A 24,320-nucleotide genomic window follows, 5' to 3' on the forward strand; every position below is an offset into this window, starting at 1 on the left:
CCATCGCTTTCGTCTTCGTGCTCTGTGGTAGGAACCCGAAGATGATCAAGTGGTGGTCGTGCCCATGTCAAAATCCGGCCACCCCAGGGTTAAAACACCAGCGTCCGGCGAGGACGCCCTTGATCTTGACCTTCGCCCTTGATCCTCGCCCTTGCCCTTGCCCTTGATCCACGACTTGACCACGCCAAGTGTGAGTGGTTTATTACTCACATGACCCCCACCGGACGAGTCCTCTCCACGGCCGACGAACGGCGGGAGACCGTACTGCGCACCGCGGTCGGCGCGTTCGCGGCCAAGGGCTACTACGGCACCACCACCACCGAGGTCGCCAAGCTCGCCGGGATCTCCCAGGCCTACATCTACCGCCTCTTCCCCAACAAGGAGGCGCTGTTCGTGGCCGTCGTCCAACGATGCTTCGACCAGATCCAGGAAGCCCTCACCCAAGGCGCGGCCGCGGTCGAGGCGAGTGCGCCCGAAGTCGTGCTCAGCGCCATGGGCGAGGCCTACGCCCGCCTGGTCGCCGACCGCGACCTGTTGCTGCTGCAGCTGCACGCCCAGGCCGCGGCCGCCTCCGACGAACTCGTGCGGGCAGCGGTGCGGCGCGGCTACGCGCAGCTGGTCGAGTACGTCCGGGACGCCTCCGGCGGCACCGGCCACCAGGTCCAGGAGTTCTTCTCCCGCGGAGCCCTCTGCCACCTGGTGGTGGCGATGGGCGCCGAGCAGGTGGACGCGCCCTGGGCGGAAACCCTGTCCGCGGGCATCCGGCACTACTGACCGAGCGCGCGGCTCAGCCTGCGGCCAGGGCCCAGCCGGTGACGAACGGGCTCACCTGCCGCGTGGCGACCACCTTCAGCCCGGCCAGCGCCGCCGCCCGCCGCCACTCCTGGCTCGGGTAGAACTGCCACGCCCCTGGCCCGAACGCGGCCAGCGTGCGCACGGTCCGGTGCTGTTCGATCAGCACCATCCGGCCGTCCGCGCTGAGCAGCCTCCTGGCCTCGGCGAACAACGCCTCACGCTCGGCCGGTTCGCGTAGCTCGTGCGCGGCGAACACGGCCAGCACCACATCCACCGAACCCGGCCTGCCGGGCAGCGATTCCGGGCGGGCCGGGACCACCCGCACCGTCTCGGGGCGGAGCAGGCTGACCACGGCCCGCCGGTGCGCGATCACGTCCACCACCAACCCGCGGGCGGGGGCCAGCACACTGCGCAGGGCGGGCACCGACTCGTCCACCCCGGCGGTGACCAGCAGGAACCGGCGCAGATGCAGGGGCAGCAGCTCGTGTAGCCAGCGCCAGCGCTGCAGTTCGGCGCCGCGCCGCAGGCTCACCGCGGTGGCCAGCCTGGCCAGCGCGAACCAGGTGGCACCGGCGAGGGCCGTCCAGGCTCCCGCGGCTACGGCGACGCGAACTGCCTTGCGCATCAACACTTTCCAGGGGCTAGGGCAGGTTGGTGATCAGGTCGGCGACCGGAAGCCGGGTGCCGGTGTAGAACGGGATCTCCTCGCGCACGTGCAGCCGCGCCTCGGTGCCGCGCAGGTGCCGCATGAGGTCGACGATCCGGTGCAGCTCATCCGCTTCGAAGGCCAGCATCCACTCGTAGTCGCCAAGGGCGAAGGAGGCCACCGTGTTGGCCCGCACGTCCGGGTAGTCGCGGGCTTCCTTGCCGTGGTCGGCGAGCATCTTGCGACGCTCCTCCTCCGGCAGCAGGTACCACTCGTAGGAGCGCACGAACGGATACACGCAGATGTACTTGCGCGGCTCCTCCCCGGCCAGGAACGCCGGGATGTGGCTGCGGTTGAACTCCGCGGGCCGGTGCAGCGCCACGTTGCTCCACACCGGGGTGCTGGCGCGGCCGAGCGGAGTGGTGCGGCGGAAGCCGTTGTAGGCCTCCTGCACCTGCTCGATCTCCTCGGCGTGCCACCAGATCATGAAGTCGGCGTCGGCGCGCAGCCCGGCGACGTCGTAGACGCCGCGGACGACAACGCCCTTGCCCTCCAACGACTCCAGGTACTCCGCGGTGGCCGCCCCGGCCTGCGCGCGGTCCTCGGGCAGGGCGCCCTGCTGGATCCGGAAGACCGACCACATGGTGTACCGGATGGTGTCGTTGAGTTCGTTGTAGTTCAGGCGGGCCATGTCCCCATACTCGCACCAGTCGGGCGGCGGGCGACGGCCAGGTGAGTGGCGACACGGGTCGCCGCGGCCTGCCCGGTCGCGATGCACGCCGGAATGCCCACCCCGTGCAGGCTCGCGCCCGCCACGGCCAGCCCCGGCACCTCGGCCACGGCGGCCTCGATCGCGGCCACCGTCGCGGTGTGCCCGAGCGCGTACTGCGGCAGTCCGCCGCCCCAGCGCCGCACCACCGCGTCCACCGGCCCGGCCCGCACGCCGGTCAGTTCGGCCAGGTCCGCGCGCACCGCGGCGATCAGCTCGTCATCGTCGCGCTGCAGGGTGGCGGTCTCGCCGAAGCGGCCGACCGAGGCGCGCAGCAGGGTGCCGCGCTCGGCGAAGTGGCCCCACTTGCGGCTGGAGAAGGTGAACGCCTTGGCGGTGAACGGCGTGCCGTCCGCGTGTTTCTCGCCGACGGCCAGCAGAACTCCGGACGCGGTCAGCAGTTCTGTGCCCGGCGGCAGCGCGAGGGCGAGCACCGCCATCGAGGAGACCTCGATCCGCCCGTAAGCCGCGGCGGCGGCCGGGACGTCCTCGGCGAGCAGTTTGCGCGCGGCCGGGGCCGGCACGGCCAGCACCACGGCGTCGGCGTCCAGGAATTCCGGACTGGCCGCCGAACCCAATTCGAGGCGCCAGCCCTCGGCGCTGCGGCGCAGTCCGCGCACGGTCACGCCCAGCCGCAGCTCCGCACCCGAGGTCTCGGCCAGCCGGTCGACCAGGTCACCCAGGCCACCGGTGAGGGTGCCGAACACCGGCGGCCGGGTCTCGCCGGCTTTGGGGCCCGGCCCGAGCGTCTGGGCGGCCGCGGCGGTCAGCGAGCCCGCGCCGCGTTCCAGGGCGTCGACCAGCGGCGCCATCGTGGCGCGCACGCCGAGACCCTCGGCGCGGCCCGCGTAGACCCCGCCGAGCAGTGGTTCGGCCAGCCGGTCCACCACCTCCGGCCCGAACCGGGTGCCGAGCAGGTCCGCGACCGTGGCGTCCCACCCGGGCCCGTCCGGGCGCAGCGGCGGCAGCTCCGGTTCGGCCATCGCCCTGGCGAAGCCGTCCGCGCTGAGCACCTCGCGCAGCAGGGCCGGTTCGGCGGGCACACCCAGGAAGGTGCGCGGCGGCAGCGGCCGGGTGGCCCCGCCCGCCCGGATGGTCGGGGCCGCCCGCAGCGGATGCCGCAGGTCCTCGGTCAGGCCGAGTTCGGTGACCAGCTCCAGGCCCTCGGTGCGGCGGGTGACGAAGGCCTCCGCGCCCACATCCACCGGCCCGCCCGCCAGCTCCTCGGTGCGCAGCTTGCCGCCGAGCCGGTCGGTCTGCTCCAGCACGGTGACCCGGACCTGCTCGCCGAGCAGGCCGCGGAGCCGGTGCGCCACGGTGAGCCCGGCGATGCCGCCGCCGATCACCGCGACCCGCTGCGGCACGCTGGTCATGGCCGCAGGCCGTGCACCAGCTCGACCGCGCGGGTGATCTTCCCGGGGTCGGTCTCCGGCAGCACGCCGTGGCCCAGGTTGAAGATGTGCCCGGCCGCGGCCCTGCCCTCGGCGCCGATCCGGTTGATCTCGCGCGCGAGCACGTCCTCGCCGCTGAAGAGCACGGCCGGGTCCAGGTTGCCCTGCACCACCGGCTTGGGCAGGTCCGGCCGGGCGCTGGTCAGGCGGTTGACCGCCTGGTCGAGCGGCACCCGCCAGTCCACGCCGACCACATCGTTGCCCGCCTCGCGCATGGCCACCAGCAGCTCACCGGTGCCCACGCCGAAGTGGATCCGCGGCACGCCCGCCTCGGCCAGCCCGGCGAAGACCTTCGCCGAATGCGGCAGCACGAACTCGCGGTAGTCCCGTTCGGAGAGCGCGCCCGCCCAGGAGTCGAACAGCTGGACCGCGTCCACTCCGGCCTGGACCTGCACGGACAGGAAGGTCAGCGCCATGTCGGCGAGGTGGCCGAGCAGCGCGTGCCAGGCGGCCGGGTCGCTGTACATGAGCGCCTTGGTGCGCTCGTGGTTGCGACTGGGCCCGCCCTCGATCAGATAGGAGGCCAGCGTGAACGGCGCGCCGGCGAAGCCGATCAGCGGCGTCTCGCCCAGCTCCCCGGTCAGCAGCCCGACCGCCTCGGCGACCGGGGCGACCTGCTCGGGGTCGAGCACCGGCAGCTTCTCCACGTCGTGGATCGAGCGGACCGGGTTCGCGACCACCGGGCCGGTGCCGGGCACGATGTCCAGATCGACCCCGGCGGCGGCCAGCGGCACCACGATGTCGCTGAACAGGATGGCCGCGTCGACCCCGTGCCGCCGGACCGGCTGCATGGTGATCTCGCAGACCAGCTCCGGCATGAAGCAGGAGCGCAACATCGGAATGCCCTCGCGGACCTTGCGGTACTCCGGCAGGGAACGGCCGGCCTGGCGCATGAACCACACCGGGGTCCGGCTCGGCGTGCCGCCACGCGCGGCGACCAGCAGCGGGGCTTCGGGAAGGTCTCGACGCGCCGAGACCTGGGCAGCGTTAGTCATCTCGCCTCCCATGTTCCCACGGGTTCAGGACTGCTCTTGCCCGGCGTCGGCGTGGCTACCGACGCACCCGCTCCGCGCGGCCTAGAGTTCGCCAACGTGACCGGGATATCGGGTGAACCCGAGGTGTTCCGGCAGGCTGTTGCCGCGTTGCGGTCGATGCATCCACGACCCGAGGTCGAGCTGGGCGAAGTCCGTGCCCCGCAACGCCTCGCGCCATGGAGCTTCGCCCTCAGCGCCGAGGCCAACGGACCGGCCGGGGAGCTGGCCACGGGCCGGTTGGTGCTGTTGCACGATCCGGACGGGGCCGAAGCCTGGGACGGGGTGCTGCGACTAGTGGCCTACGTCCGGGCCGAGCTGGACACCGAGCTTGCCGCTGACCCGTTGCTACCGGCGGTCGGCTGGTCCTGGCTGACCGAGGCGCTGGAGTTGTCCGGGGCGGCCTTCACCGCGCTGGGCGGCACGGTCACCCAGACCTCCTCGGCCCGTTTCGGCGACATCTCCGGGCCCAGCAGCACCCATGACCTGGAGCTACGGGCTTCCTGGACGGCGAGGGACACCGAGCTGGCCGCGCACGCGGAGGCCTTCTGCGAGCTGCTCTCCAGCGCGGCCGGGCTGCCGCCGGTGGGGATCGCGATGATCAGCCAGCGCAAGGGCGACTGACCACCGCGAGCACTCGGGCGGCGGCGGGAGCCGGTAGTCAGCCGGCGCGGCGTCAGCCGGGTCCGCGGAGTTCGGCGGCGACCTTCTCCGCCTGCTCCAGCACCCGCAGCACGTTGCCGCCTGCCAGCTTGGTCAGGTCCGGCTCGGACCAGCCGCGGTCCATCAGGTCGGCGAACAACTCCGGATACCTGGAGACATCCTCCAGTCCGTCCGGGAGTTCGCCGGTCCCGTCGTAGTCGCCGCCCAATCCGATGTGGTCGATGCCCGCGATCTCGCGCGCGTGTTCCAGATGTGCGACGACGTCAGCCCGCCTGGCCCGGCGCACCGGGTCGGCCGAGACGAACGCGGGCACGAACGTGATCATGCACACGCCGCCGTTGCCGGGCAGCTCGCGCAGCACCTCGTCCGGCACGTTGCGCGGATGGTCGGTGACCGCCCGGCAGGAGGAGTGACTGAAGATCACCGGCGCGACGCTGGTCTCCAGCGCGTGCCACATGGTGCTGGGCGCGACATGGGAGAGGTCGACCAGCATGCCCAGGCGGTTCATCTCGCGCACGACCTCGCGGCCGAAATCGGTCAGACCGCCCGCGGCGGGCTGGTCGGTGGCCGAGTCGGCCCACGGCGTGTTGTCGTTGTGGGTGAGCGTCAGATAGCGCACACCCAGGCGAAACAGTGCCCGCAGCGCGCCGAGGGACTCCCCGATGCAGTGCCCGCCCTCGGCGCCGAGCAGGGAGGCGATCCGGCCGTCGGCGAAGGCGGACTGGACCTCGGCCGCCGACCGGGCGAGCCGGAGCTGTTCGGGGTACCGTTCGACCAGCTCGTGAACCAGCTCGATCTGTTCCAGCACCGCCGTCACGGCGCGATGCTCGCGGAAGCGGCACGGCACGTAGACCGACCAGAACTGAGCGCCCACGCCACCGTGGCGCAGCCGGACGAGGTCGGTGTGCAGACCGGGTTGCTCGACGGTCAGCTCGATCGCGGTGAGGTCCCCGCCCGTTTTGTCCCGGATCGCCCACGGCAGATCGTTGTGCCCGTCGACGAGCGGAACCCGCCGGAGAAGCTCCTGCGAACGGCCTAACGACCCGCTGGTCGGCATAGTGCAAATCCTTCATGTCGTTTGTGTACGGCCCGGCGTTAACCACCATCCGAGGGACCGCCCGATCGTGTGATCAGACCACGTCAAAGTGACAACCCGATCGGGACAGATACCCAATTGATCGTCCCACTGACCCGCTTGGGCGGCTACGCTCCTCCCGACGACACCACTTTCGGTCGATCGGTGGCGCGGCCGATCGGTCGAAAGTCCCGGTGCCGGTCGGGGGGCACGACCGACTCCAGGGAGGTAGTGACGTGGCTGCCGTCGGCTTAGGACAGGCCGTTCGAACCACGCCAGCCGGCACTTTGCCGGCGAACATGGTCCCGCACCCGCGGGAAGAGCTGTTTTCGGTGCTGGTGGTCGATGACCACCCATTGCTGAGGGAGGCCATTGCGGCTCGACTGATGCAGATGGGAGCCGGCACGGTGCACGAGGCCGCATCGGTGGCCGAGGCGAGGGCGCGTGCCCTGGCCACGGGGCCATGCGATCTCGCGATACTGGATCTCGGGCTTCCGGATGGGAGCGGCATTGACCTGGTCACGGAACTTCGTGCCCAGGGCTGGCCACGAATCGTGGTCCTGGCATCCTCCGATGACCCGTACGCGGTGCGTGCGGCCTTCCAGGCAGGCGCTCAGGCCTACCTGCTGAAGTCCGCCTCGCCGATGGTGGTCACCGACGGGGTGCGCAGGGTCCTCGAGGGTGGCGTCTATGCCGATCCCAGCGTGGCTCCGGTGCTTGCTGCCGGAACCAGGGTGCCCGGTACGGACAACACGCCGAGGGAACTCTCCGCGCGAGAGGTCGAAGTGCTGCAGCTGGTAGCCGACGGCCGCTCGAACAAGGAGATCGGCGAAGCACTGAACCTGTCCGCGCTCACGGTGAAGTCTCACCTGTCGCGGATAGGGCGCAAGCTGGGAACCGGGGACCGGGCTCAGATGGTAGCGCTGGCCATGCGTGCCGGCGTTATCCGCTGACTCCTCAGCCGAGGGGGTTCGAGTTTCGCGGTCGGGTGCGTTGCAGAGCGCGGACACGCCCGGCACACGAAGTCCGGACCTCATGACGACCGGGGTGTGGTTGGCCGGTACGGAAAGATCGGAAAGCGTTGGATCAGCCTCTGACCAGCAATTTCCGGTTGGCGCACCGTGCCGGTCAGCCTACTTCAGTGGATCTCGACTGTCTGAGCGCACCGTTGACGCATAGGGTCACGGCCGTGGATGTAGGCCGAACCGCTGTCAACGACTCGGGTGAGCAACCGGAACTGACGTTGCTCACCACCCCCTCCGGTGGCGTTCCTGATGTCATCAACACCGTCGATGGCGTCAGGCGGGCCGCCGCGATGCTGGCCGCCGGTACGGGGCCATTCGCGGTGGACACCGAACGTGCTTCCGGATACCGGTACTCGCAGCGGGCCTACCTGGTGCAGATCCGCCGCGAGGGCGCCGGCACGGTGCTGATCGACCCGGTCGCGGTCAATGGCCGGGTGGAAGCGCTGGCCGAGGTGCTCAACCCCGCTGAGTGGGTGTTGCACGCCGCCAGCCAGGACCTGCCGTGCCTGCACGAGCTTGGCCTGGGTCCGGAGACCCTGTTCGACACCGAGCTGGCCGGACGGCTGGCCGGGTTCGAGCGGGTGGCCCTCGGCGCCCTGGTCGAACGCCAGCTGGGCTTCCGGCTGGAGAAGGGCCACGGCGCCGCCGACTGGTCCCGCAGGCCGTTGCCCGCGGACTGGCTGGCTTACGCCGCCCTGGACGTCGAACTGCTGCTGGAGCTGCGCGCCTCCCTGGAGGCCGAGCTGATCAGCCAGAACAAGCTGGCCTGGGGCCTGGAGGAGTTCGAGGCGGTGCGCACCGCCGCTCCGCCGCCGCCACGCGCCGAACCGTGGCGCCGCACCTCCGGCATCCACCGCCTGCGCAGCCCGCGCCAGTACGCCGCGGTCCGCTCGCTCTGGCAGGCCCGCAACACCATCGCCCAGCAACGCGACATCGCCCCCGGCCGCGTCCTGCCGGACTCCGCCATCGTCGAGGCCGCCCTGCACGACCCCACCGGCCACGCCGAGCTGCTGTCCCTGCCGGTCTTCCGCGGCCGTGCCCAGCGCCGGATGGCCGACGTCTGGTCCGGCGCCCTGCACGAGGCCCGCGAACTCCCCAAGTCCGAACTCCCGGACCCCTCCCCGCAGCACGACGGACCGCCGCCCCCCAACCGCTGGGCCGAGCGCGACCCGGCCGCGGCGGCCCGTCTGGTGGCCGCGCGCGGCGCGCTGACCACGCTGGCCGAGCAACTGCGGATGCCGGTGGAGAACCTGGCGCAGCCGGACCTGGTGCGCCGGTTGTGCTGGCAGCCACCGGCGGAGATCGACCTGGCCTCGGTGCGCGCGGCGCTGGCCGCGGGTGGGGCGCGGAACTGGCAGATCGAGCAGGTGGGTGAGCTGCTGGCGACGGCGTTGCTGGCGCAGCCGAAGGTGACGGAGAAGGCAGTGGAGAAGGCCACGGAGCAGGACTGAGGCGGTGGTGGGGGCGGGCAGGCGCCTGCCTCCACCTCGGTCTGAGTCCGGGCAGAAAAAGACCCGGCCCCGTGCGGTGAAGCACGAGAACCGGGTGGTGTGTCCTCATGTTAGCGAGGATTGGCGTGCAGCGACGCCGCGAGGTAGCGCTGCTGGTCAGCCAGTGAGCTGGGTCGCCCTCCCGCTCATGCCCTGATCACATCAGTGACCGATCGATCACTCACTGATCACCCGAGCAACTTTCGGCGGCGTTCGCGAGCTGCCGACCAGCGGTTCTCGCGGAGCCCCTGCACACTGCCCCCTGGCACGCGAACAGCTGCCCGCGCCGAAAGACCGGTGTGACCCACTCGACAGCGCGAACCCCGTAGTTACCAGTGAGTAATACGCGCTAGAGTGGTGTTACCGGCCGGTAGCAGCGCAGCGGAAGCCGCCGCGGGCCGATGTCAGGGGTTCAGCACTGAGTGAGGAGCACGCCGTGGTCGCACCTGCGCCGGCGAAACCCGGCAGCGCCAGCGCGCGCGCCGTTCGGGACGTGGTCTTCGTCGACGGCGTTCGCACGCCGTTCGGCAAGGCCGGTGCCAAGGGCATCTACGCGGAGACCCGCGCCGACGACATGGTCGTCAAGGTCATCCGCGAACTACTGCGACGGCATCCGGAGCTGCCGCCGGAGCGGGTTGACGAGGTCGCCATCGCCGCGACCACGCAGATCGGCGACCAGGGGCTGACCATCGGGCGGACCGCCGCGTTGCTGGCGGGGCTGCCGAAGTCGGTGCCCGGGTACGCGGTGGACCGGATGTGCGCGGGCGCGATGACCGCGGTGACCACGGTCGCCGGCGGCATCGCCTTCGGCGCCTACGACATCGCCATCGCCGGCGGGGTCGAGCACATGGGTCGGCACCCCATGGGTGAGGGCGTGGACCCGAACCCTCGGTTCCTGGCCGACCGCCTGGTCGACACCTCGGCGCTGGTCATGGGGCAGACCGCGGAGAACCTGCACGACCGGTTCCCGCACCTGACCAAGGCGCGCACCGACACCTTCGCCGCGGCCTCGCAGGCCAAGTACGACGCGGCGGTCAAGGCCGGCAAGATCGGCCCCGAGTTCGTCACCGTCGCCACCCGCTCCGCCGAGCACGGCTGGGGTCTGGCCTCGGCCGACGAGCCGCCGCGGCCGGGCACCACGGTCGAGGACCTCGGCAAGCTGAAGACCCCGTTCCGTCCGCACGGCCGGATCACCGCGGGCAACGCGGCCGGGCTCAACGACGGCGCGACCGGCTGCATCCTGGCCGAGGAGCAGACCGCGCGTGAGCTGGGCCTGCCCATCGGCATGCGCCTGGTCGCCTACTCCTTCGCCGGGGTCGAGCCCGAGGTCATGGGCGTCGGACCGGTGCCCGCCACCGAGAAGGCACTCAGGATCGCCGGGCTGTCCATCGAGGACATCGGCCTGTTCGAGGTCAACGAGGCGTTCGCGGTGCAGGTGCTGGCCTTCCTGGACCACTTCGGCATCGCCGATGACGACCCTCGGGTCAACCAGTGGGGCGGCGCGATCGCCACCGGCCACCCGCTGGCCTCCTCCGGCGTGCGGCTGATGACCCAGTTGTCCCGCCAGTTCGCCGAGCGCCCCGACGTGCGCTACGGCATCACCACCATGTGCATCGGCATCGGCATGGGCGGCACCGTGATCTGGGAGAACCCGCTGTGGAACGGGGAAGCAAAGTGAGCACCTTCACCCTTGAGGAAGCCAAGGCCCTCTTCCCCGACGAGGTCGTGACGCACGCGGTCACCCGCCTGCTGCGGGTGCCCGGCCTGGACAAGCCGGTCGCGCTGATCACCCTGGACAACGGGCACGACCACACCCGCCCGTCCACCTTCGGGCCGCAGAGCCTGCTCAGCCTGGACGCCGCCTTCACCGCGGCCACCGAGGCTGGGCCGGCGGCCATCGCGGTCACCGGCAAGCCGTTCATCTTCGCCGTCGGCGCCGACCTGTCCGCGGTGGAGAAGGCCACCTCCCGGGACCAGGCACTGGCCATCGGCCAGCTCGGCCACGACGTGTTCCGCCGCTTCACCGACTCGGCGATCCCCACCTTCGCCTTCGTCAACGGCGCGGTCATGGGCGGCGGCCTGGAACTGGCGCTGTCCTGCCACTACCGCACGCTGTCCAGCAACACCGCGGCGCTGGCGCTGCCCGAGGTCTTCCTCGGTCTGTTCCCCGGCTGGGGCGGCACCCAGCTGCTGCCGAACCTGATCGGCGCGAACGACGCGGTCACCGTGATCTTCGAGAACGCGCTGAACCAGAACAAGATGCTCAAGCCCGCGCAGGCCGCCGGGCTCGGCATCGTGGACGTGGTGCTGGAATCCGCGGACTACCTGGAGCAGTCGCTGGTCTGGCTGACCAAGGTGCTCGGCGGCGAGATCACCCCGCCGCGCAAGGAGATCGACCGCGGCGAGGGCTGGGACCAGGCGCTGGCCCGGGCCAAGGCCATCGTGCACGGCAAGACCAAGGGCGCGGCCCCCGGTGCGCTCAAGGCCCTTGAGCTGCTGGCACTGGCCCGCGAGAACGACCTGACCAAGGGCTACGCGGCCGAGACCCAGGCCCTCGCGGACGTCGTGATGAGCGATGAGCTGCGCGCCGGGCTGTACTCGTTCAACCTGGTGCAGAAGCGGGCCAAGCGCCCGGCAGGCGCGCCGGACCGCAAGCTGGCCCGCCCGGTGACCAAGGTCGGCATCGTCGGCGCGGGCCTGATGGCCAGCCAGATGGCGCTGCTGTTCGCGCGCCGCCTCAAGGTGCCGGTGGTGCTCACCGACATCGACCAGGCCCGCGTCGACAAGGGCGTCGGCTATGTGCACGGCGAGGTCGACAAGCTGCTTGGCAAGAAGCGGGTCTCCGCCGACGAGGCCAACCGGCTCAAGGCGCTGGTCTCCGGCTCACTGGACAAGGCCGCCTTCGCCGACGCCGACTTCGTCATCGAGGCCGTCTTCGAGGAGCTGTCGGTCAAGCAGCAGGTCTTCGCCGAGGTGGAGCAGCACGTCTCCGCCGAGTGCGTGCTGGCCACCAACACCTCCTCGCTGTCCATCACCGACATGGCGAGCAAGCTGGCGCACCCGGAGCGGGTCGTCGGCTTCCACTTCTTCAACCCGGTCGCGGTCATGCCGCTGCTGGAGATCGTGCGCGCCGAGCAGACCGACGACGCGACCCTGGCCACCGCCTTCGCGGTCGGCAAGGAGCTGAAGAAGTCCAGCGTGCTGGTCAAGGACGCGCCCGCGTTCGTGGTCAACCGGCTGCTCACCCGGTTCATGGGCGAGGTCATCAACTCCGTGGACGAGGGCACCTCCTTCGAGGTCGCCGACCAGGCCACCGACCCGCTCGGCCTGCCGATGACCCCGATGATCCTGCTGCAGCTGGTGGGCTCCGCGGTCGCGCTGCACGTCTCGGAGACCATGCACCACGCGTTCCCGGACCGGTTCACCGTCAGCGCGAACATGAAGAAGTTCGTGGCCGCGGGCAAGGCCGCCGTCTGGCAGTGGGACGCCCAGGGCAAGCAGAGCGTGGACCCCGAGGTCACCGCGCTCTGGGAGTTCGGCGACAAGCCGCTGACCGGTGACGAGGTCAAGAACCGGGCCCTGGAGGCGCTGGCCCAGGAGATCCGGATCATGCTCGACGAGGGCGTGGTGGCCGAGGCGCAGGACATCGACCTGTGCATGATCCTCGGCGCGGGCTGGCCGTTCTGGCTGGGCGGCATCACGCCGTACCTGGACCGGACCGGCATCTCGGAGAAGGTCACCGGCAAGCGGTTCCTGGCCCCCGGCGTGGCCAGCGTGCCCACCGCCTGACCAGGACCCGGTACGTCGAATGGGGCGCCTCCCGTCGCGGGGGCGCCCCATTTCGGCGATCAGCTCCAGGAACCCGCCGCGACCGCGTTCTTGACGTAGGCGGCGAAGGAACGCGGCTCGCGGCCCAGCACCCGCTGCACGCCGTCGGAGAGGTGGGCTTCCTTGCCCTCCCGGATCCGCTGGTACAGCCCGGCGATCAGCTCCGCGAACTCCCTCGGCATGCCCAGCTCGACCTGCTTGTCCGCGTAGGCGGCCGGGGCCAGGTCGACCACCCGGATCTCCCGGCCCAGCTCGGCGGCGATGATGCCCACCGCCTGCGGGAAGGTCAGCAGCTCGGCGCCGGAGAGGTCGTAGATCTGCCCGTCGTGGCCGTCCTGGGTGAACGCGGCCACCGCGACCTCGGCGATGTCCTCGGCGTCGATGAACGGCTCCAGGCCGTCCCCGGTGGCCAGCAGCACCTCACCGGCCCGCACCGCCTCGTCGAAGTAGTCCTCGTCGAAGTTCTGGTTGAACCAGCCCGGCCGCAGGATGGTCCAGGCCACCCCGCTCTCCCGCACGGCGCGCTCGGCGGCGAGGGAGTTCTCCCCCTCGAAGGTGTCGATGTCCCGCGCGGAGAGCATCACCAGCCTGCGCACCCCGGCGGCGGTGGCCTGGCGCACGAACCGGGTCAGCTGCTCGTGCTCCTCGCCGGTGGCGTCCAGCGGCACCACGTACACCGCGTCCACCCCGGCCAGCGCCGGTCCCCAGGTGGACTCCTCCGCCCAGTCGAACCGGGGCTCGCCCGAGCGGGAGGCCACCCGCACGGTGTGGCCTTGTTCGCGCAGCAGCCGGGCCACCCGCTTGCCGGTCTTGCCGGTCCCTGCCTGCACCAAGATCGTCTGCTTGCTCATGTCCGCTAGTCAAACAGCGAAAACTGAGACGATCTATGGCCAGGAAGCTCGATCGCATGTCCATCCGTCTAAGGTGAGGGTATGGACGCGTTGGCTGACCTGTTGCAGGGAGTGCGGGCGCGGGGTGCGCTGTTCAGCCGGTCGATCATGAGTCCGCCGTGGGGGCTGGAGTTCCGCAACCCGGCCCGGCTGACCCTGTGCACGCTGCTCAGCGGCGAGGCGTGGATCGTGCCCGAGCACGGCGAGCCGCGGCTGCTGCGGGCCGGGGACGTGGCGCTGGTGCGCGGTCCACAGGTGTACAAGGTGGCCGACCAGCCGGACACCCCGGCCGGGGTGATCGTGCTGGACGCGGAGCGCTGCGTGCGCCCGGACGGCACCGATCTCTGCGAGCAGCTGTGCCTGGGCCCGCGCACCTTCGGCGAGGCGCCGACCGGTCCGGCGGTGCTGATCAGCGCCGCCTACCAGGTGCACGGGGACATCAGCGAGCGGCTGCTCAGCGCGTTGCCGCCGCTGGTGGTGCTGCCCGATGACCAGGGTCCGTGCGCGCTGCTGCGCATCCTGGAACTGGAGATTGACAGCGAGGAGCCCGGTCAGCAGCTGGTGCTGGACCGGCTGCTGGACCTGTTGCTGGTGCTGTCCATGCGCTGCTGGTTCACCATGCCCGAGGCCAACCCGCCCGCCTGGTACCTGGCGCTGAGCGATCCGGTGGCCGGGGCCGCGCTGCGCGCCCTGCACGCCGATCCGGCCAGGGCCTGGACGGTGGCGGCGCTGGCCGGGGAGGTCGGGGTGTCCAGGGCGACGCTGGCCCGCCGGTTCACCGAACTGGTCGGCGAGCCGCCGCTGACCTACCTGACCGGCTGGCGGATGGCGCTGGCCGCGGACCTGCTGCGTGATCCGGACGAGACGGTGGCCAGGGTGGCCCGGCGGGTCGGCTACGCGGACGGGTTCGCCTTCAGCTCGGCGTTCAAGCGCACCAGGGGGGTCAGTCCGTCCGTGCACCGAGCCGCCGGTTAAACGTTTCCACCGAGTCCACCTGCCGGTCATCTCGGCTGTTTACCGTCACCCGGGCCAACCAGGAGGTCAGGATGGGTGAGGTAGGTCGCCGCGGGTTTTTGCGCGGTGTGGGTGCGGCCGCGGTGGGTGCGCCGCTGCTCGGCGCGGGCACGGCGAACGCGGGGGTCGGCCTGAACGTCGACCTCGATCTTGAGCTGGACCTGGGGCTGCCCCGGCTGCCGGGCGCGCACCGCTGGCTGGTGGGTGATCACCACATCCACACCCAGTACTCCAACGACGCGATGTACACCGTGGACCAGGTGGTGGCGGGCGCGCGGCGGCACGGCGCGGAGTGGCTGGTCTTCTCCGACCACGGGCACGTCGCGCACGAGGCGAACTCGGTGGAACCGGCGCACGCCGACATCGTGGCCGCCCGGCGCAGGCACCCCGGCCTGCTGCTGTGGCAGGGTCTGGAGTGGAACATGCCCGCGGCCGAGCACGCCACGGTGTTCCTGCCGCCCAGCCGGGACGAGGCCGCGCTGCTGCGCGAGTTCGAGCGCACCTTCGACTCCCGGCTGACCAACACCGGCGCGAGCACCCCCGCGAACGAGGCCAAGGCGCTGGAAGCCTTGCACTGGCTGGACAAACGCGGCGGACTGGTCGTGGTGAACCACCCGTCCCGCAACGGCCGGATCGCCCCCGCGGAGCTGCGCAACTGGCACGACGCCGCCCCCGGAGTGGTGATCGGCATGGAGGGCGCGCCCGGCGCCCAGGGCGACGGCCACCCCAAGCCGGAGGGCAGCGGCGGTCACCGCGGCGGCTACGGCAACTCCCCCGGCGGCGACTCCTGGCCCGGTTTCCCGGCCGAGGCCTACCGCACCTTCGGCGGCTTCGACTGGATGAGCGCCACCCTGGGCGGCCTGTGGGACTCGCTGCTGGCCGAGGGCCGGAACTGGTGGATCACCAGCAACTCCGACAGCCACTTCAACTTCCGCGACACCATCATCCGCCAGCCCGAGGCGGGAGACCTGTACGACCGGGTCGGCAAGCACCTGGACCCGCTCCCCGGCGGCCCGGTGCAGACCCAGCCGCCCTACTGCGACTTCTACCCCGGCGAGTTCAGCCGCACCGTGGTCGGCGCGACCGAGCGCAGCTACCGGGGCGTCATGGACGGCCTGCGGGCCGGCCGGACCTTCGTCAGCCACGGCGGCCTGGTGCAGCAGCTGGAGACGCATGTCTTCGCCGAGGACCGGCTGTCCTGGCCGGTCGGGATGGGCGGACGGCTGCGGGTACGGCGCGGCACGGACATCACCGTGGTGGTGCTGGCCCGGCTGGCCGCCCGCCCGCACTCCGGCGGCGAGGTGCCCAGACTGGCCCGGCTGGACCTGGTCCGCGGCGCGGTCACCGGCAAGACGGCCGACCGGCAGCGCCTGCGCGCGCCGGAGACCACGGTGGCCCGCTCCTTCGAGCCGCGGTTCCGCGCCGGGCACGTGGTCGGGTTCCGGCACACCTTCCGCGATGTCCGGGAGTCCTTCTACCTCCGGGCCCGCGGCACCGACGGCAGGCGGCACACCCCGGGCGGCCTCGAGCCGATCCAGGACGTGCGCGGCGAGGCCAACCCGTGGCAGGACCTGTGGTGCTACGCGAACCCGGTGTTCATCGACGTCCGCTGACCCCACCCGAGTGTTGGCCGTTGTCGTACGCCGAGTTGGCCCAACTGGTACGCCCGGTTTGCCCAACTGGTGGTCAGGGCGCGATCGGCAGGGTCACCGTGACGTCGAGGCCGCCGCCGGGGACGGGGTCGGCGGTGACCTCGCCGCCGTGGGCCTGCACCACGGAGCGGACGATGGACAGCCCCAGCCCGGCGCCGCGGTGGGCGGTGCGTTCGGCGCCGCCGCGGCGGAACGGCTCGAACAGCTCGGCCACCCGTTCCAGGGAGATCTGACCGCCCGAGGAGGTCACCCGCAGCGTCGCGCGCTTCGAGTCGGCCTCGGTGCGGACCTTGATCCAGCCGCCGTCCACGTTGTGCCGGACCGCGTTCTCCAGCAGGTTCCCCGCCAGCCGCTCCAGCAGCACCGGGTCGCCGACGGCTTGCACGGCGGGGGTGTGGAACTCGGTGTGCAGGGCGCGGTCCTGGGCGGCGGCGCGGGCGGCGGACCAGGCGCTGTGCACGACCGCGGACAGGTCGACGGGTTCGCGGACGGAGACGCCGACCGCGTCCGTGCGGGCGAGTAGCAGCAAGGCTTCGACCAGGTGTTCGGCGCGGAGGGTGGCGGTGCGGACCACGCCCGCCATCCGGCGCAGCTCGGCTGCGTCGGCGTCCGGGTCGGCCAGGGTGACGTCGAGTTCGGTGCGCACCACGGCCAGCGGCGTCCGCAGTTCGTGGCTGGCGTTGGCCACGAAGCGGCGCTGGGACTCGAAGGCGGCCTGCAGCCGGTCCAGCATGGCGTCGAAGGTGTCGGCGAGTTCGGCCACCTCGTCCCGGGGGCCGCGCAGCGCGATGCGCTCGTCCATGGACTCCACGGAGAGCCGGTGCGCGGTGTGGGTGACCTCGTGCAGTGGCCGCAGCACCCGGCCGGTCAGCGCCCAGGCCAGGATCGCGGTGGCCAGCACCATGCACACGAAGGCGATCGCGCCGGAGTTGAGCACGACGTCACGCGCGTTGTCCTTGAGGATCTCGTGCACCTGGGAGGGCGGCAGGTCCTGGCCGAGCACCCGGATCTTGGCGTTCGGCGGGAAGGTCGGGTACTGGTCCACCACCCCGCCGACCAGCATCCAGCCCAGCCAGAGCAGCAGCAGGCTGACGGCCGCCACCAGGGAGGTCGCCAGCAGGGTGAGCCGCACCCGCAGCCCCGGGCCGCGGCGGCGGCGCAGCGCCCCGGCCTCGGCGGCCGGCTGGGTGTCAGGAATCAGCGGGCTCCGCTCCGGCGTTGACCGGCACCCGGTAGCCGGAGCCGACCACGGTTTCGATGATGCCCGGTTCGCCGAGCTTCTTGCGCAGCGTCATCACGGTGACCCGCACGGTGGTGGTGAACGGGTCGGCGTTCTCATCCCACACCCGTTCCAGCAACTCCTCGCTGCTGACCACGGCCCCGCCCGCGGCGAGCAGGACCTCCAGCACGCCGAACTCCTTGCGGGTCAGCTCGACCGGCGCACCGGCCCGCTGCACGCTGCGCCGGGCCGGGTTGAGCACCACGTCGGCCACGGTGAGCACCGGCGGCATGGCCGGGGTGGCCCGGCGGCCCAGCGCCCGGACCCTGGCGACCAGTTCGGGGAAGGCGAAGGGCTTGGCCAGGTAGTCATCGGCGCCGAGAGACAGGCCGGAAACGCGGTCCTGCACGGTGCCACTCGCGGTCAGCATGATCACCCGGGTGAGCGCGCCGGAGTCGACGATCTGCCTGCACAGCTCGTCGCCGGACATGCCGGGCAGGTCCCGGTCGAGCACCACGACGTCGTACCTGGTCACCGCGGACTTCTCGTGCCCCGACTCCCCGTCGTAGGCCACGTCCACGGCCATGCCCTCCCGGCGCAGTCCGCGCGCGATGGCGTCGGCCAGGGGCTGTTCGTCCTCCACAATCAGGATCCGCACCCCACCACGATGCCACGGCCGCGGACCACTGTGGACGCTTGGGCCGTGTCCGTGGCGCCGCGTCTGCGAAAGTCGTGATCGAAATGTCGGCTGGCGGTGCGGCCGGAGCGCCCTCATACCGGGCGTATTCGGGTGCTTCGGACGTGCCGCCAGCAGGCATTTCGGCGCGGCTAGCGCGGGCGTGGTGCCACGGACACGGCCCTGGGCTGTCGACACCCTGTCGATGAGCTGAGGATTGGCTGAGCACGCCATCGGCCCGCCCCCGGGACGCGGGGACGGGCCGATGGTTGCTGTGAGCGGAGACTCAGCTCTGCGGGCGCTTGCGCGACCGGCTGGCCGAGGTCTTGTCCACAGTGGACTCCTTGGCCTGCGGCGCGGACGCCTCGGCCGGGGTGTCCTGCTCGGCGTCCTCGCCGAGGTACTCCGCGGTCCACTCGGTCACCCGGCGGGCCACGTCCTGGGCGGTGAGCCCCAGGTCGGCCAGCACCTGGTTACGCGAGGCGTGATCCAGGAAGCGCTGCGGGATGGCCAGGTCGCGCAGTGGCACGTCCAGGTTGGCATCGCGCAGCGCGGCCGAGGTCGCCCAGCCGAAGCCGCCGTGGCGGCCCGCGTCCTCGACGGTGACCACGAGGCGGTGCTCGGCGGCCATCGCGACCAGTTCGGTGGGAACGGGAACAACCCACCGCGGGTCGACGACGGTCACTCCGACGCCCTGATCGGACAGCCGCTGCGCCGCTTCCAGGGCCAGCTCGGCGAAGCAGCCGACCGCGACCAGCAGCACGTCCTTGCCCTCGCCCTCGGCCGGGCGGCGCAGCACGTCGACCACGCCGATCCGTTCGAGTGCGGGGATCTCCTCGATCACCGCGCCCTTGCCGTAGCGGATCGCGGACGGGCCGTCGTCGATGGCCACCGACTCGCGCAGTTCCTCGCGCAGGGTGACCGCGTCCCTCGGCACCGCGACCCGCATGCCCGGCACGATGCCGAGGATGGACAGGTCCCACATGCCATTGTGGCTGGCGCCGTCGTCGCCGGTGACGCCCGAGCGGTCCAGCACGATGGACACCGGCTGCTTGTGCAGCGCGACCTCCATCAGCAGCTGGTCGAAGGCCCGGTTGAGGAAGGTCGAGTAGACCGCGAACACCGGCTTCATGCCGCCCATGGCCAGGCCGGCCGCGGCGGTCATCGCGTGCTGTTCGGCGATGCCCACGTCCAGGCAGCGGCCGGGGTAGGTCTCGGCGAACTTGGCCAGGCCGGTCGGGCCGAGCATCGCGGCGGTGATGGTCACCACGTCCTCGCGCTCGGCGCCGATCTTGACGATCTCGCTGGCGAAGACGCCGGTCCAGTCGGCGGCCTTCTTCTTGGTGGCCTTGCCGGTGACCGGGTCGATCACGCCGATGGCGTGCATGACGTCGGCGACGTGGTTCTCCGCGGGGGCGTAGCCGCGGCCCTTCTGGGTGACCGCGTGCACGATGACCGGGCCGCCGAAGGCCTTGGCCCGCTCCAGCGCGGCCTCGAAGGCCTGCTGGTCGTGCCCGTCCACCGGGCCGAAGTACTTCAGGCCCAGGTCCTCGAACATCACCTGCGGGCTCAGCGCGTCCTTGATGCCGCGCTTGGCCGCGTGCAGGGCCGCGTAGAGCGGCTTGCCGACGACCGGGGTGTTCTGCAGGGTCCGCTTGCCGCTTTCCAGCGCGCGCTCGTACCCGGGCCGCAGCCGCAGGGAGGCGAGGTGGTCGGCCAGGCCGCCGATGGTCGGCGAGTAGGACCGGCCGTTGTCGTTGACCACGATCACCAGTGGCCGGGACTTGTCACCCGCGATGTTGTTCAGCGCTTCCCAGCACATACCGCCGGTGAGCGCGCCGTCGCCGACCACCGCGACCACGTGCCGCCGCTTGCCGGAGAGCTTGAACGCGGTGGCCAGGCCATCGGCGTAGGACAGCGCGGTCGAGGCGTGGCTGGACTCGACCAGGTCGTGCTCGCTCTCGGAGCGGCTCGGGTAGCCGGAGAGCCCGCCGCGCTGGCGCAGCTTGTCGAAGCCGTCAAGGCGGCCGGTGACCATCTTGTGCACGTAGGACTGGTGCCCGGTGTCGAACAGCACGGCATCGTGCGGGGAGTCGAAGACCCGGTGAATGGCGAGGGTGATCTCGACCACGCCCAGATTGGGACCCAGGTGCCCGCCGGTACGCGAGACCTTGTCCACCAGGAACGCGCGGATCTCCGCGGCCAGCAGGGCCAGCTCCTCCTGGCTCATCCGTTTCAGATCCGCCGGGCTACGCACGGATTCGAGTAGTTGCACCTCACACCCCTCGTTACGCTGTAGCTCGCCTGTCATCCCGCTCCACAACGGGAAATGCCGCCCATTCGGCGGCGCTCGGCCAGTCTACGGAGACGGCCGGAGTGGTCACGGCCTGATCGCGTCCGGCCACCACTCCTGCCGGGTCCTAAAACTTCCGGCCTCCCACTCAAGACCCAGGGCAGGACGCCACCCGCCACTCGAACGGGTGAACGTCTGCCAGATTACGAGTCTTGACTGGACAACTCGACCCAGGCGCCGGCGGGGTCAGGCGCCGACGGCGATCCCGGGCAGGGCCTTGATCTCGCCGAGGAAGGCCGGGCTGACCTTGATCGGGTAGTCGTCCACGGCCATCAGGGTGGCCTCCCGGCGGAAGCACAGCTTGAGGTGCAGCGGGGTGTCGCCCTTGTGCATGGACAGCGTCCGCTTCAGCTCCAGCAGCACTTCCTCGCTGAGCTTCTCCGGGTTGCAGGCCAGCACGAACGGCGGGTCCATGCCCGGGTTGTTCTCCGCGTCGGCGATGTCCAGGGGGATCACCCCGCCGCCGAAGATGGACATCTTGTCCTCGCGCCAGTTCACCCGGCCCTTGATCGCCACCGCGGCGTCCTCGACCAGGTCGGCGGAGAGCACGCTGTAGCTCTTGGGGAAGAACAGCACCTCGATCGCGGCGTCCAGGTCCTCCACCGTGGCGATGGCCCAGGGCTCGCCGTTCTTGTTCACCCGGCGTTCCAGGCCGGAGATCATCCCGGCGATGACGACCTCGCCCTCCTTGGGCGGGTCGTTGAGCAGTTCGGCGATGGTCTTCTGCGCGTTCTTGCGCAGGATGCGCTCGGCGCCGTCGAGCGGGTGCGCGGAGACGTAGAGGCCGAGCATCTCCCGCTCGAAGCCGAGCATCTGCTTGCGCGGCCACTCCTCGGCGCCGAACTTCAGGTGTGCCAGCGGGGAGGAGCTTTCCGCGTCCGCGCTGGCATCGCCGCCGCCGAAGAGGTCGAACTGGCCCATCGCCTCCTGGCGCTTGAGCCCGACGACGGCGTCCACCGCCTCCTCGTGCACCTGCATGAGGGAGAGCCGGGTGCTCCCGAAGGAGTCGAAGGCGCCCGCCTTGATCAGCGATTCGATGACCCGCTTGTTGCAACAGACCAGTTCGGACTTGTCCAGGAAGTCGGTGAAGGAGCCGTACTTGCCCTTCTTCTCCCGGCTGGCGATGATCGACTCGACCACGTTGGCGCCGACGTTGCGGATCGCGCCGAGGCCGAAGCGGATGTCGGTGCCGACCGCGGCGAAGCGCAGCGCGGACTCGTTGACATCCGGCGGCAGCACCTTGATGCCCAGCCTGCGGCATTCGGAGAGGTAGACCGCGGACTTGTCCTTGTTGTCACCGACCGAGGTGAGCAGCGCGGCCATGTACTCGGCGCGGTAGTTCGCCTTGAGGTAGGCGGTCCAGTAGGAGACCAGGCCGTAGGCGGCCGCGTGCGATTTGTTGAACGCGTACCCGGCGAACGGGAGGATGGTGTCCCACAGCGCCTTGACCGCCTCGTCCTTGAAATGGAGTTCGTGGTTCCGCATGCCATCCCGGAAGCCCTCGTACTCCTTCTCCAGGACCTCCTGCTTCTTCTTGCCCATCGCCTTGCGCAGCACATCCGCGCGGCCCATCGAGTAGTTCGCGACCTTCTGCGCGATGAACATGATCTGCTCTTGGTAGACGATCAGGCCGTAGGTCTCGGACAGGATGTCCTTGAGCGGTTCCTCGAGGTCCGGGTGGATCGGCTTGACCTCTTGCCGCTTGTTCTTGCGGTCGGCGTAGTCGTTGTGCGCGTTCATGCCCATCGGGCCGGGGCGGTACAGCGCGCCGACCGCGACGATGTCCCCGAAGGCGTTGGGCTGCATGCGGCGCAGCAGGTCGCGCATGGGGCCGCCGTCGAGCTGGAACACACCGAGGGTGTCACCTCGGGAGAGCAGCTCGTAGGTGGCCTTGTCGTCCAGGGCGAGCGTGTCCAGGTCGATGTCCTGGCCGCGGTTGGCCCGCACGTTGTCGATCGCGTCGCCCATGACGGTGAGGTTGCGCAGACCGAGGAAGTCCATCTTCAGCAGGCCGAGGTTCTCACACGACGGGTAGTCCCAGCCGGTGATGATCGAACCGTCGTCGCGCCGCCACAGCGGGATGGACTCGATCAGCGGCTCGGAGGACATGATCACCGCACAGGCGTGCACGCCCGCGTTGCGGATCAGGCCCTCCAGCCCACGCGCGGTCTCGAAGATCTTGGCCACGTCCTGGTCGTTCTCGATCAGGGTGCGGACCTCGGCGGCCTCGCCGTAGCGCTCGTGCTTGGGGTTGACGATGCCGGAGAGCGGGATGTCCTTGGCCATGATCGGCGGCGGCAGCGCCTTGGAGATCTTGTCCGCGATGGCGAACCCTGGCTGCCCGTAGTGCACGCGCGCCGAGTCCTTGATGGCCGCCTTGGTCTTAATGGTGCCGAAGGTGATCACCTGGGCGACCCGGTCGCTGCCCCACTTCTCGGTGGCGTAGCGGACCATCTCGCCGCGGCGGCGGTCGTCGAAGTCGATGTCGATATCGGGCATGGCGGTGCGCTCGGGGTTGAGGAACCGCTCGAACAGCAGGCCGTGCGGGATCGGGTCGATGTTGGTGATGCCCAGCGCGTAGGCGACCAGCGCGCCCGCGGCCGAGCCACGACCGGGCCCAACCCGGATGCCCACCGACTTGGCGTAGTCCACCAGGTCGCCAACGACCAGGAAGTAGGCCGGGAACCCCTTGCCCGAGATGACGTTCAGCTCGAACTCGGCCCGCTCGGCGTAGCCCTCCGGGATGCCCTCCGGGAACCGCCGGTGCAGCCCCTCCATGACCTGCTTGAAGAGGAAGGACTCCTGGGTCTCGCCCTCGGGCACCGGGAAGACCGGCATCCGGTCCCGGTGCGCCCACACGTCGTCGTAGGACTCGACCATCTCCGCGATCACCAGGGTGGAGTCGCAGGCGCCGGGCACCTGCCCGTCCCACAGCTCGCGCATCTCCGCGGCCGACTTCAGGTAGTAGCCGTCACCGTCAAACTTGAACCGGTTCGGGTCGGAGAGCATCTTGCCGGACTGCACACACAGCAACGCCGAGTGCGCGTCGGCCTGGTCCTTGGTGACATAGTGCGAGTCGTTGGTGGCCAGCGGCGGGATGTTGAGCTTGCGCCCGATCTCCAGCAGCCCCTCCCGCACCCGCCGCTCGATGGACAGCCCGTGGTCCATGAGTTCGAGGAAGAAGTAGTCCGCGCCGAAGATGTCCCGGTAGTCCGCCGCGGCCTGCAACGCCTCAGCCTCGTGGCCCAGGCGGAGCCGGGTCTGCACCTCGCCGGAGGGACAGCCGGTGGTCGCGATGATCCCCTCGGCGTTCTCCGCGATGATCTCCCGGTCCATCCGGGGCCGGTAGTACAGGCCCTCCATACTCGCGATGCTGGACAGCTTGAAGAGGTTGCGCACACCGGTGGAGTTGCGGCCGAACATGGTCATGTGCGTGAACGCGCCACCACCGGACACGTCGTCGCTCCGCTGCCCGGGGTCACCCCAGAAGAGCGGCTTCTTGTGCAGACGACTGCCGGGGGCGACATACGCCTCGATGCCGATGATCGGCTTGATGCCGTGCTTCCTGGACGTCTGGAAGAACTCGTCCGCCCCGTACATGTTGCCGTGGTCGGACATGCCGACCGCGGTCATACCCAGCCGACTGGCCTCCGCGAACAACGGAGCGATCTTGGCCGCCCCATCGAGCATGGAGTACTCGGTGTGCACATGCAGGTGGACGAATGAGTCGCCAGACACCGGCC

General features: G+C 70.7%; 18 protein-coding genes. 8 read left to right on the top strand and 10 right to left on the bottom strand.

Going from position 1 to position 24,320, the window contains the following annotated elements; genetic code table 11:
- The first annotated feature begins 210 nt into the window (after window positions 1-210).
- A complete protein-coding gene (locus tag ACTOWY_RS28355; protein ID WP_441312668.1) occupies window positions 211-774 on the top strand; it encodes a TetR/AcrR family transcriptional regulator in 564 nt (187 codons plus the stop codon).
- Between the two features lie 13 nt (window positions 775-787).
- Here the strand turns inward: ACTOWY_RS28355 and ACTOWY_RS28360 are convergent, their stop codons facing one another.
- Genes ACTOWY_RS28360 through hemE form a run of 4 tightly spaced genes read right to left on the bottom strand, consistent with a single transcriptional unit; the run spans window position 788 to window position 4,656 of the window.
- A complete protein-coding gene (locus ACTOWY_RS28360) occupies window positions 788-1,420 on the bottom strand; it encodes a methyltransferase domain-containing protein (RefSeq protein WP_441312669.1) in 633 nt (210 codons plus the stop codon).
- 16 nt (window positions 1,421-1,436) lie between these two features.
- Window positions 1,437-2,132, bottom strand: a complete 696-nt coding sequence (hemQ, locus tag ACTOWY_RS28365; protein WP_247758571.1) for a hydrogen peroxide-dependent heme synthase — start codon at window positions 2,130-2,132, stop codon at window positions 1,437-1,439.
- On the bottom strand, window positions 2,120-3,583 hold the full coding sequence (gene hemG, locus ACTOWY_RS28370) for a protoporphyrinogen oxidase (protein WP_441312670.1): 1,464 nt from the start codon (window positions 3,581-3,583) through the stop codon (window positions 2,120-2,122). The genes hemQ and hemG overlap by 13 nt, the downstream gene beginning before the upstream one ends.
- Complete coding sequence (gene hemE / locus ACTOWY_RS28375; protein WP_441312671.1) at window positions 3,580-4,656, bottom strand: uroporphyrinogen decarboxylase; 1,077 nt, start codon at window positions 4,654-4,656, stop codon at window positions 3,580-3,582. The genes hemG and hemE overlap by 4 nt, the downstream gene beginning before the upstream one ends.
- A 96-nt stretch (window positions 4,657-4,752) precedes the next feature.
- Between hemE and ACTOWY_RS28380 the strand changes: the two genes are divergently transcribed.
- Window positions 4,753-5,316 carry a DUF3000 domain-containing protein gene (locus tag ACTOWY_RS28380; protein WP_247758574.1) on the top strand — a complete coding sequence of 188 codons (564 nt, stop codon included), beginning with the start codon at window positions 4,753-4,755 and terminating at the stop codon, window positions 5,314-5,316.
- A gap of 52 nt (window positions 5,317-5,368) precedes the next feature.
- Here the strand turns inward: ACTOWY_RS28380 and ACTOWY_RS28385 are convergent, their stop codons facing one another.
- Window positions 5,369-6,412 (bottom strand): dipeptidase, encoded by a 1,044-nt coding sequence (locus ACTOWY_RS28385; protein WP_441312672.1) that lies wholly within the window; start codon window positions 6,410-6,412, stop codon window positions 5,369-5,371.
- Between the two features lie 254 nt (window positions 6,413-6,666).
- On the opposite strand from ACTOWY_RS28385, the gene ACTOWY_RS28390 reads away from it, so the two are divergent.
- The 4 genes from ACTOWY_RS28390 (at window position 6,667) to ACTOWY_RS28405 (ending at window position 12,734) form a co-directional block, all read left to right on the top strand.
- Window positions 6,667-7,383 (top strand): response regulator, encoded by a 717-nt coding sequence (locus ACTOWY_RS28390; protein ID WP_185002827.1) that lies wholly within the window; start codon window positions 6,667-6,669, stop codon window positions 7,381-7,383.
- 236 nt (window positions 7,384-7,619) lie between these two features.
- Window positions 7,620-8,906, top strand: a complete 1,287-nt coding sequence (locus ACTOWY_RS28395) for an HRDC domain-containing protein (protein WP_441312673.1) — start codon at window positions 7,620-7,622, stop codon at window positions 8,904-8,906.
- Window positions 8,907-9,381: 475 nt separating this feature from the next.
- Window positions 9,382-10,623 carry a thiolase family protein gene (locus ACTOWY_RS28400; protein ID WP_441312674.1) on the top strand — a complete coding sequence of 414 codons (1,242 nt, stop codon included), beginning with the start codon at window positions 9,382-9,384 and terminating at the stop codon, window positions 10,621-10,623.
- The gene (locus ACTOWY_RS28405; RefSeq protein ID WP_441312675.1) at window positions 10,620-12,734 is read left to right on the top strand and encodes a 3-hydroxyacyl-CoA dehydrogenase NAD-binding domain-containing protein; all 2,115 of its coding nucleotides are present in this window, start codon (window positions 10,620-10,622) and stop codon (window positions 12,732-12,734) included. Before ACTOWY_RS28400 ends, ACTOWY_RS28405 begins: the two co-directional genes overlap by 4 nt.
- A gap of 59 nt (window positions 12,735-12,793) precedes the next feature.
- Here the strand turns inward: ACTOWY_RS28405 and ACTOWY_RS28410 are convergent, their stop codons facing one another.
- Window positions 12,794-13,624, bottom strand: coding sequence for an NAD(P)H-binding protein (locus ACTOWY_RS28410; protein ID WP_441312676.1), 831 nt, complete (start codon window positions 13,622-13,624; stop codon window positions 12,794-12,796).
- Window positions 13,625-13,705: 81 nt separating this feature from the next.
- Here ACTOWY_RS28410 and ACTOWY_RS28415 point away from each other — a divergent pair, with 81 nt between their 5' ends.
- Window positions 13,706-14,638 carry an AraC family transcriptional regulator gene (locus ACTOWY_RS28415; protein ID WP_441312677.1) on the top strand — a complete coding sequence of 311 codons (933 nt, stop codon included), beginning with the start codon at window positions 13,706-13,708 and terminating at the stop codon, window positions 14,636-14,638.
- 71 nt (window positions 14,639-14,709) lie between these two features.
- On the top strand, window positions 14,710-16,290 hold the full coding sequence (locus ACTOWY_RS28420; protein ID WP_441312678.1) for a CehA/McbA family metallohydrolase: 1,581 nt from the start codon (window positions 14,710-14,712) through the stop codon (window positions 16,288-16,290).
- 73 nt (window positions 16,291-16,363) lie between these two features.
- Here the strand turns inward: ACTOWY_RS28420 and ACTOWY_RS28425 are convergent, their stop codons facing one another.
- The 4 genes from ACTOWY_RS28425 to dnaE all read right to left on the bottom strand — a co-directional run bounded on the left by ACTOWY_RS28425 (window position 16,364) and on the right by dnaE (window position 24,315).
- A complete protein-coding gene (locus tag ACTOWY_RS28425) occupies window positions 16,364-17,467 on the bottom strand; it encodes a sensor histidine kinase (protein ID WP_441312845.1) in 1,104 nt (367 codons plus the stop codon).
- A gap of 52 nt (window positions 17,468-17,519) precedes the next feature.
- Window positions 17,520-18,206, bottom strand: coding sequence for a response regulator transcription factor (locus ACTOWY_RS28430; protein ID WP_247758584.1), 687 nt, complete (start codon window positions 18,204-18,206; stop codon window positions 17,520-17,522).
- A gap of 304 nt (window positions 18,207-18,510) precedes the next feature.
- The gene (gene dxs / locus ACTOWY_RS28435; RefSeq protein WP_441312679.1) at window positions 18,511-20,499 is read right to left on the bottom strand and encodes a 1-deoxy-D-xylulose-5-phosphate synthase; all 1,989 of its coding nucleotides are present in this window, start codon (window positions 20,497-20,499) and stop codon (window positions 18,511-18,513) included.
- Between the two features lie 264 nt (window positions 20,500-20,763).
- Entirely contained in the window at window positions 20,764-24,315 is a 3,552-nt protein-coding gene (gene dnaE / locus ACTOWY_RS28440; RefSeq protein WP_441312680.1) for a DNA polymerase III subunit alpha, read from the bottom strand.
- Between the last annotated feature and the right edge of the window lie 5 nt (window positions 24,316-24,320).

Origin of the sequence: Crossiella sp. CA198 (assembly GCF_052078295.1) — a bacterium.
Classification (GTDB): domain Bacteria; phylum Actinomycetota; class Actinomycetes; order Mycobacteriales; family Pseudonocardiaceae; genus Crossiella.

What these genes read in the sequence shown, in the direction of transcription:
- ACTOWY_RS28355 (WP_441312668.1), top strand. Translation starts at nt 211, where the DNA reads ATGACCCCCACCGGACGAGTCCTCTCCACGGCCGACGAACGGCGGGAG.
- ACTOWY_RS28360 (WP_441312669.1), bottom strand. Translation starts at nt 1,420, where the DNA reads ATGCGCAAGGCAGTTCGCGTCGCCGTAGCCGCGGGAGCCTGGACGGCC.
- hemQ (WP_247758571.1), bottom strand. Translation starts at nt 2,132, where the DNA reads ATGGCCCGCCTGAACTACAACGAACTCAACGACACCATCCGGTACACC.
- hemG (WP_441312670.1), bottom strand. Translation starts at nt 3,583, where the DNA reads ATGACCAGCGTGCCGCAGCGGGTCGCGGTGATCGGCGGCGGCATCGCC.
- hemE (WP_441312671.1), bottom strand. Translation starts at nt 4,656, where the DNA reads ATGACTAACGCTGCCCAGGTCTCGGCGCGTCGAGACCTTCCCGAAGCC.
- ACTOWY_RS28385 (WP_441312672.1), bottom strand. Translation starts at nt 6,412, where the DNA reads ATGCCGACCAGCGGGTCGTTAGGCCGTTCGCAGGAGCTTCTCCGGCGG.
- ACTOWY_RS28410 (WP_441312676.1), bottom strand. Translation starts at nt 13,624, where the DNA reads ATGAGCAAGCAGACGATCTTGGTGCAGGCAGGGACCGGCAAGACCGGC.
- ACTOWY_RS28415 (WP_441312677.1), top strand. Translation starts at nt 13,706, where the DNA reads ATGGACGCGTTGGCTGACCTGTTGCAGGGAGTGCGGGCGCGGGGTGCG.
- ACTOWY_RS28420 (WP_441312678.1), top strand. Translation starts at nt 14,710, where the DNA reads ATGGGTGAGGTAGGTCGCCGCGGGTTTTTGCGCGGTGTGGGTGCGGCC.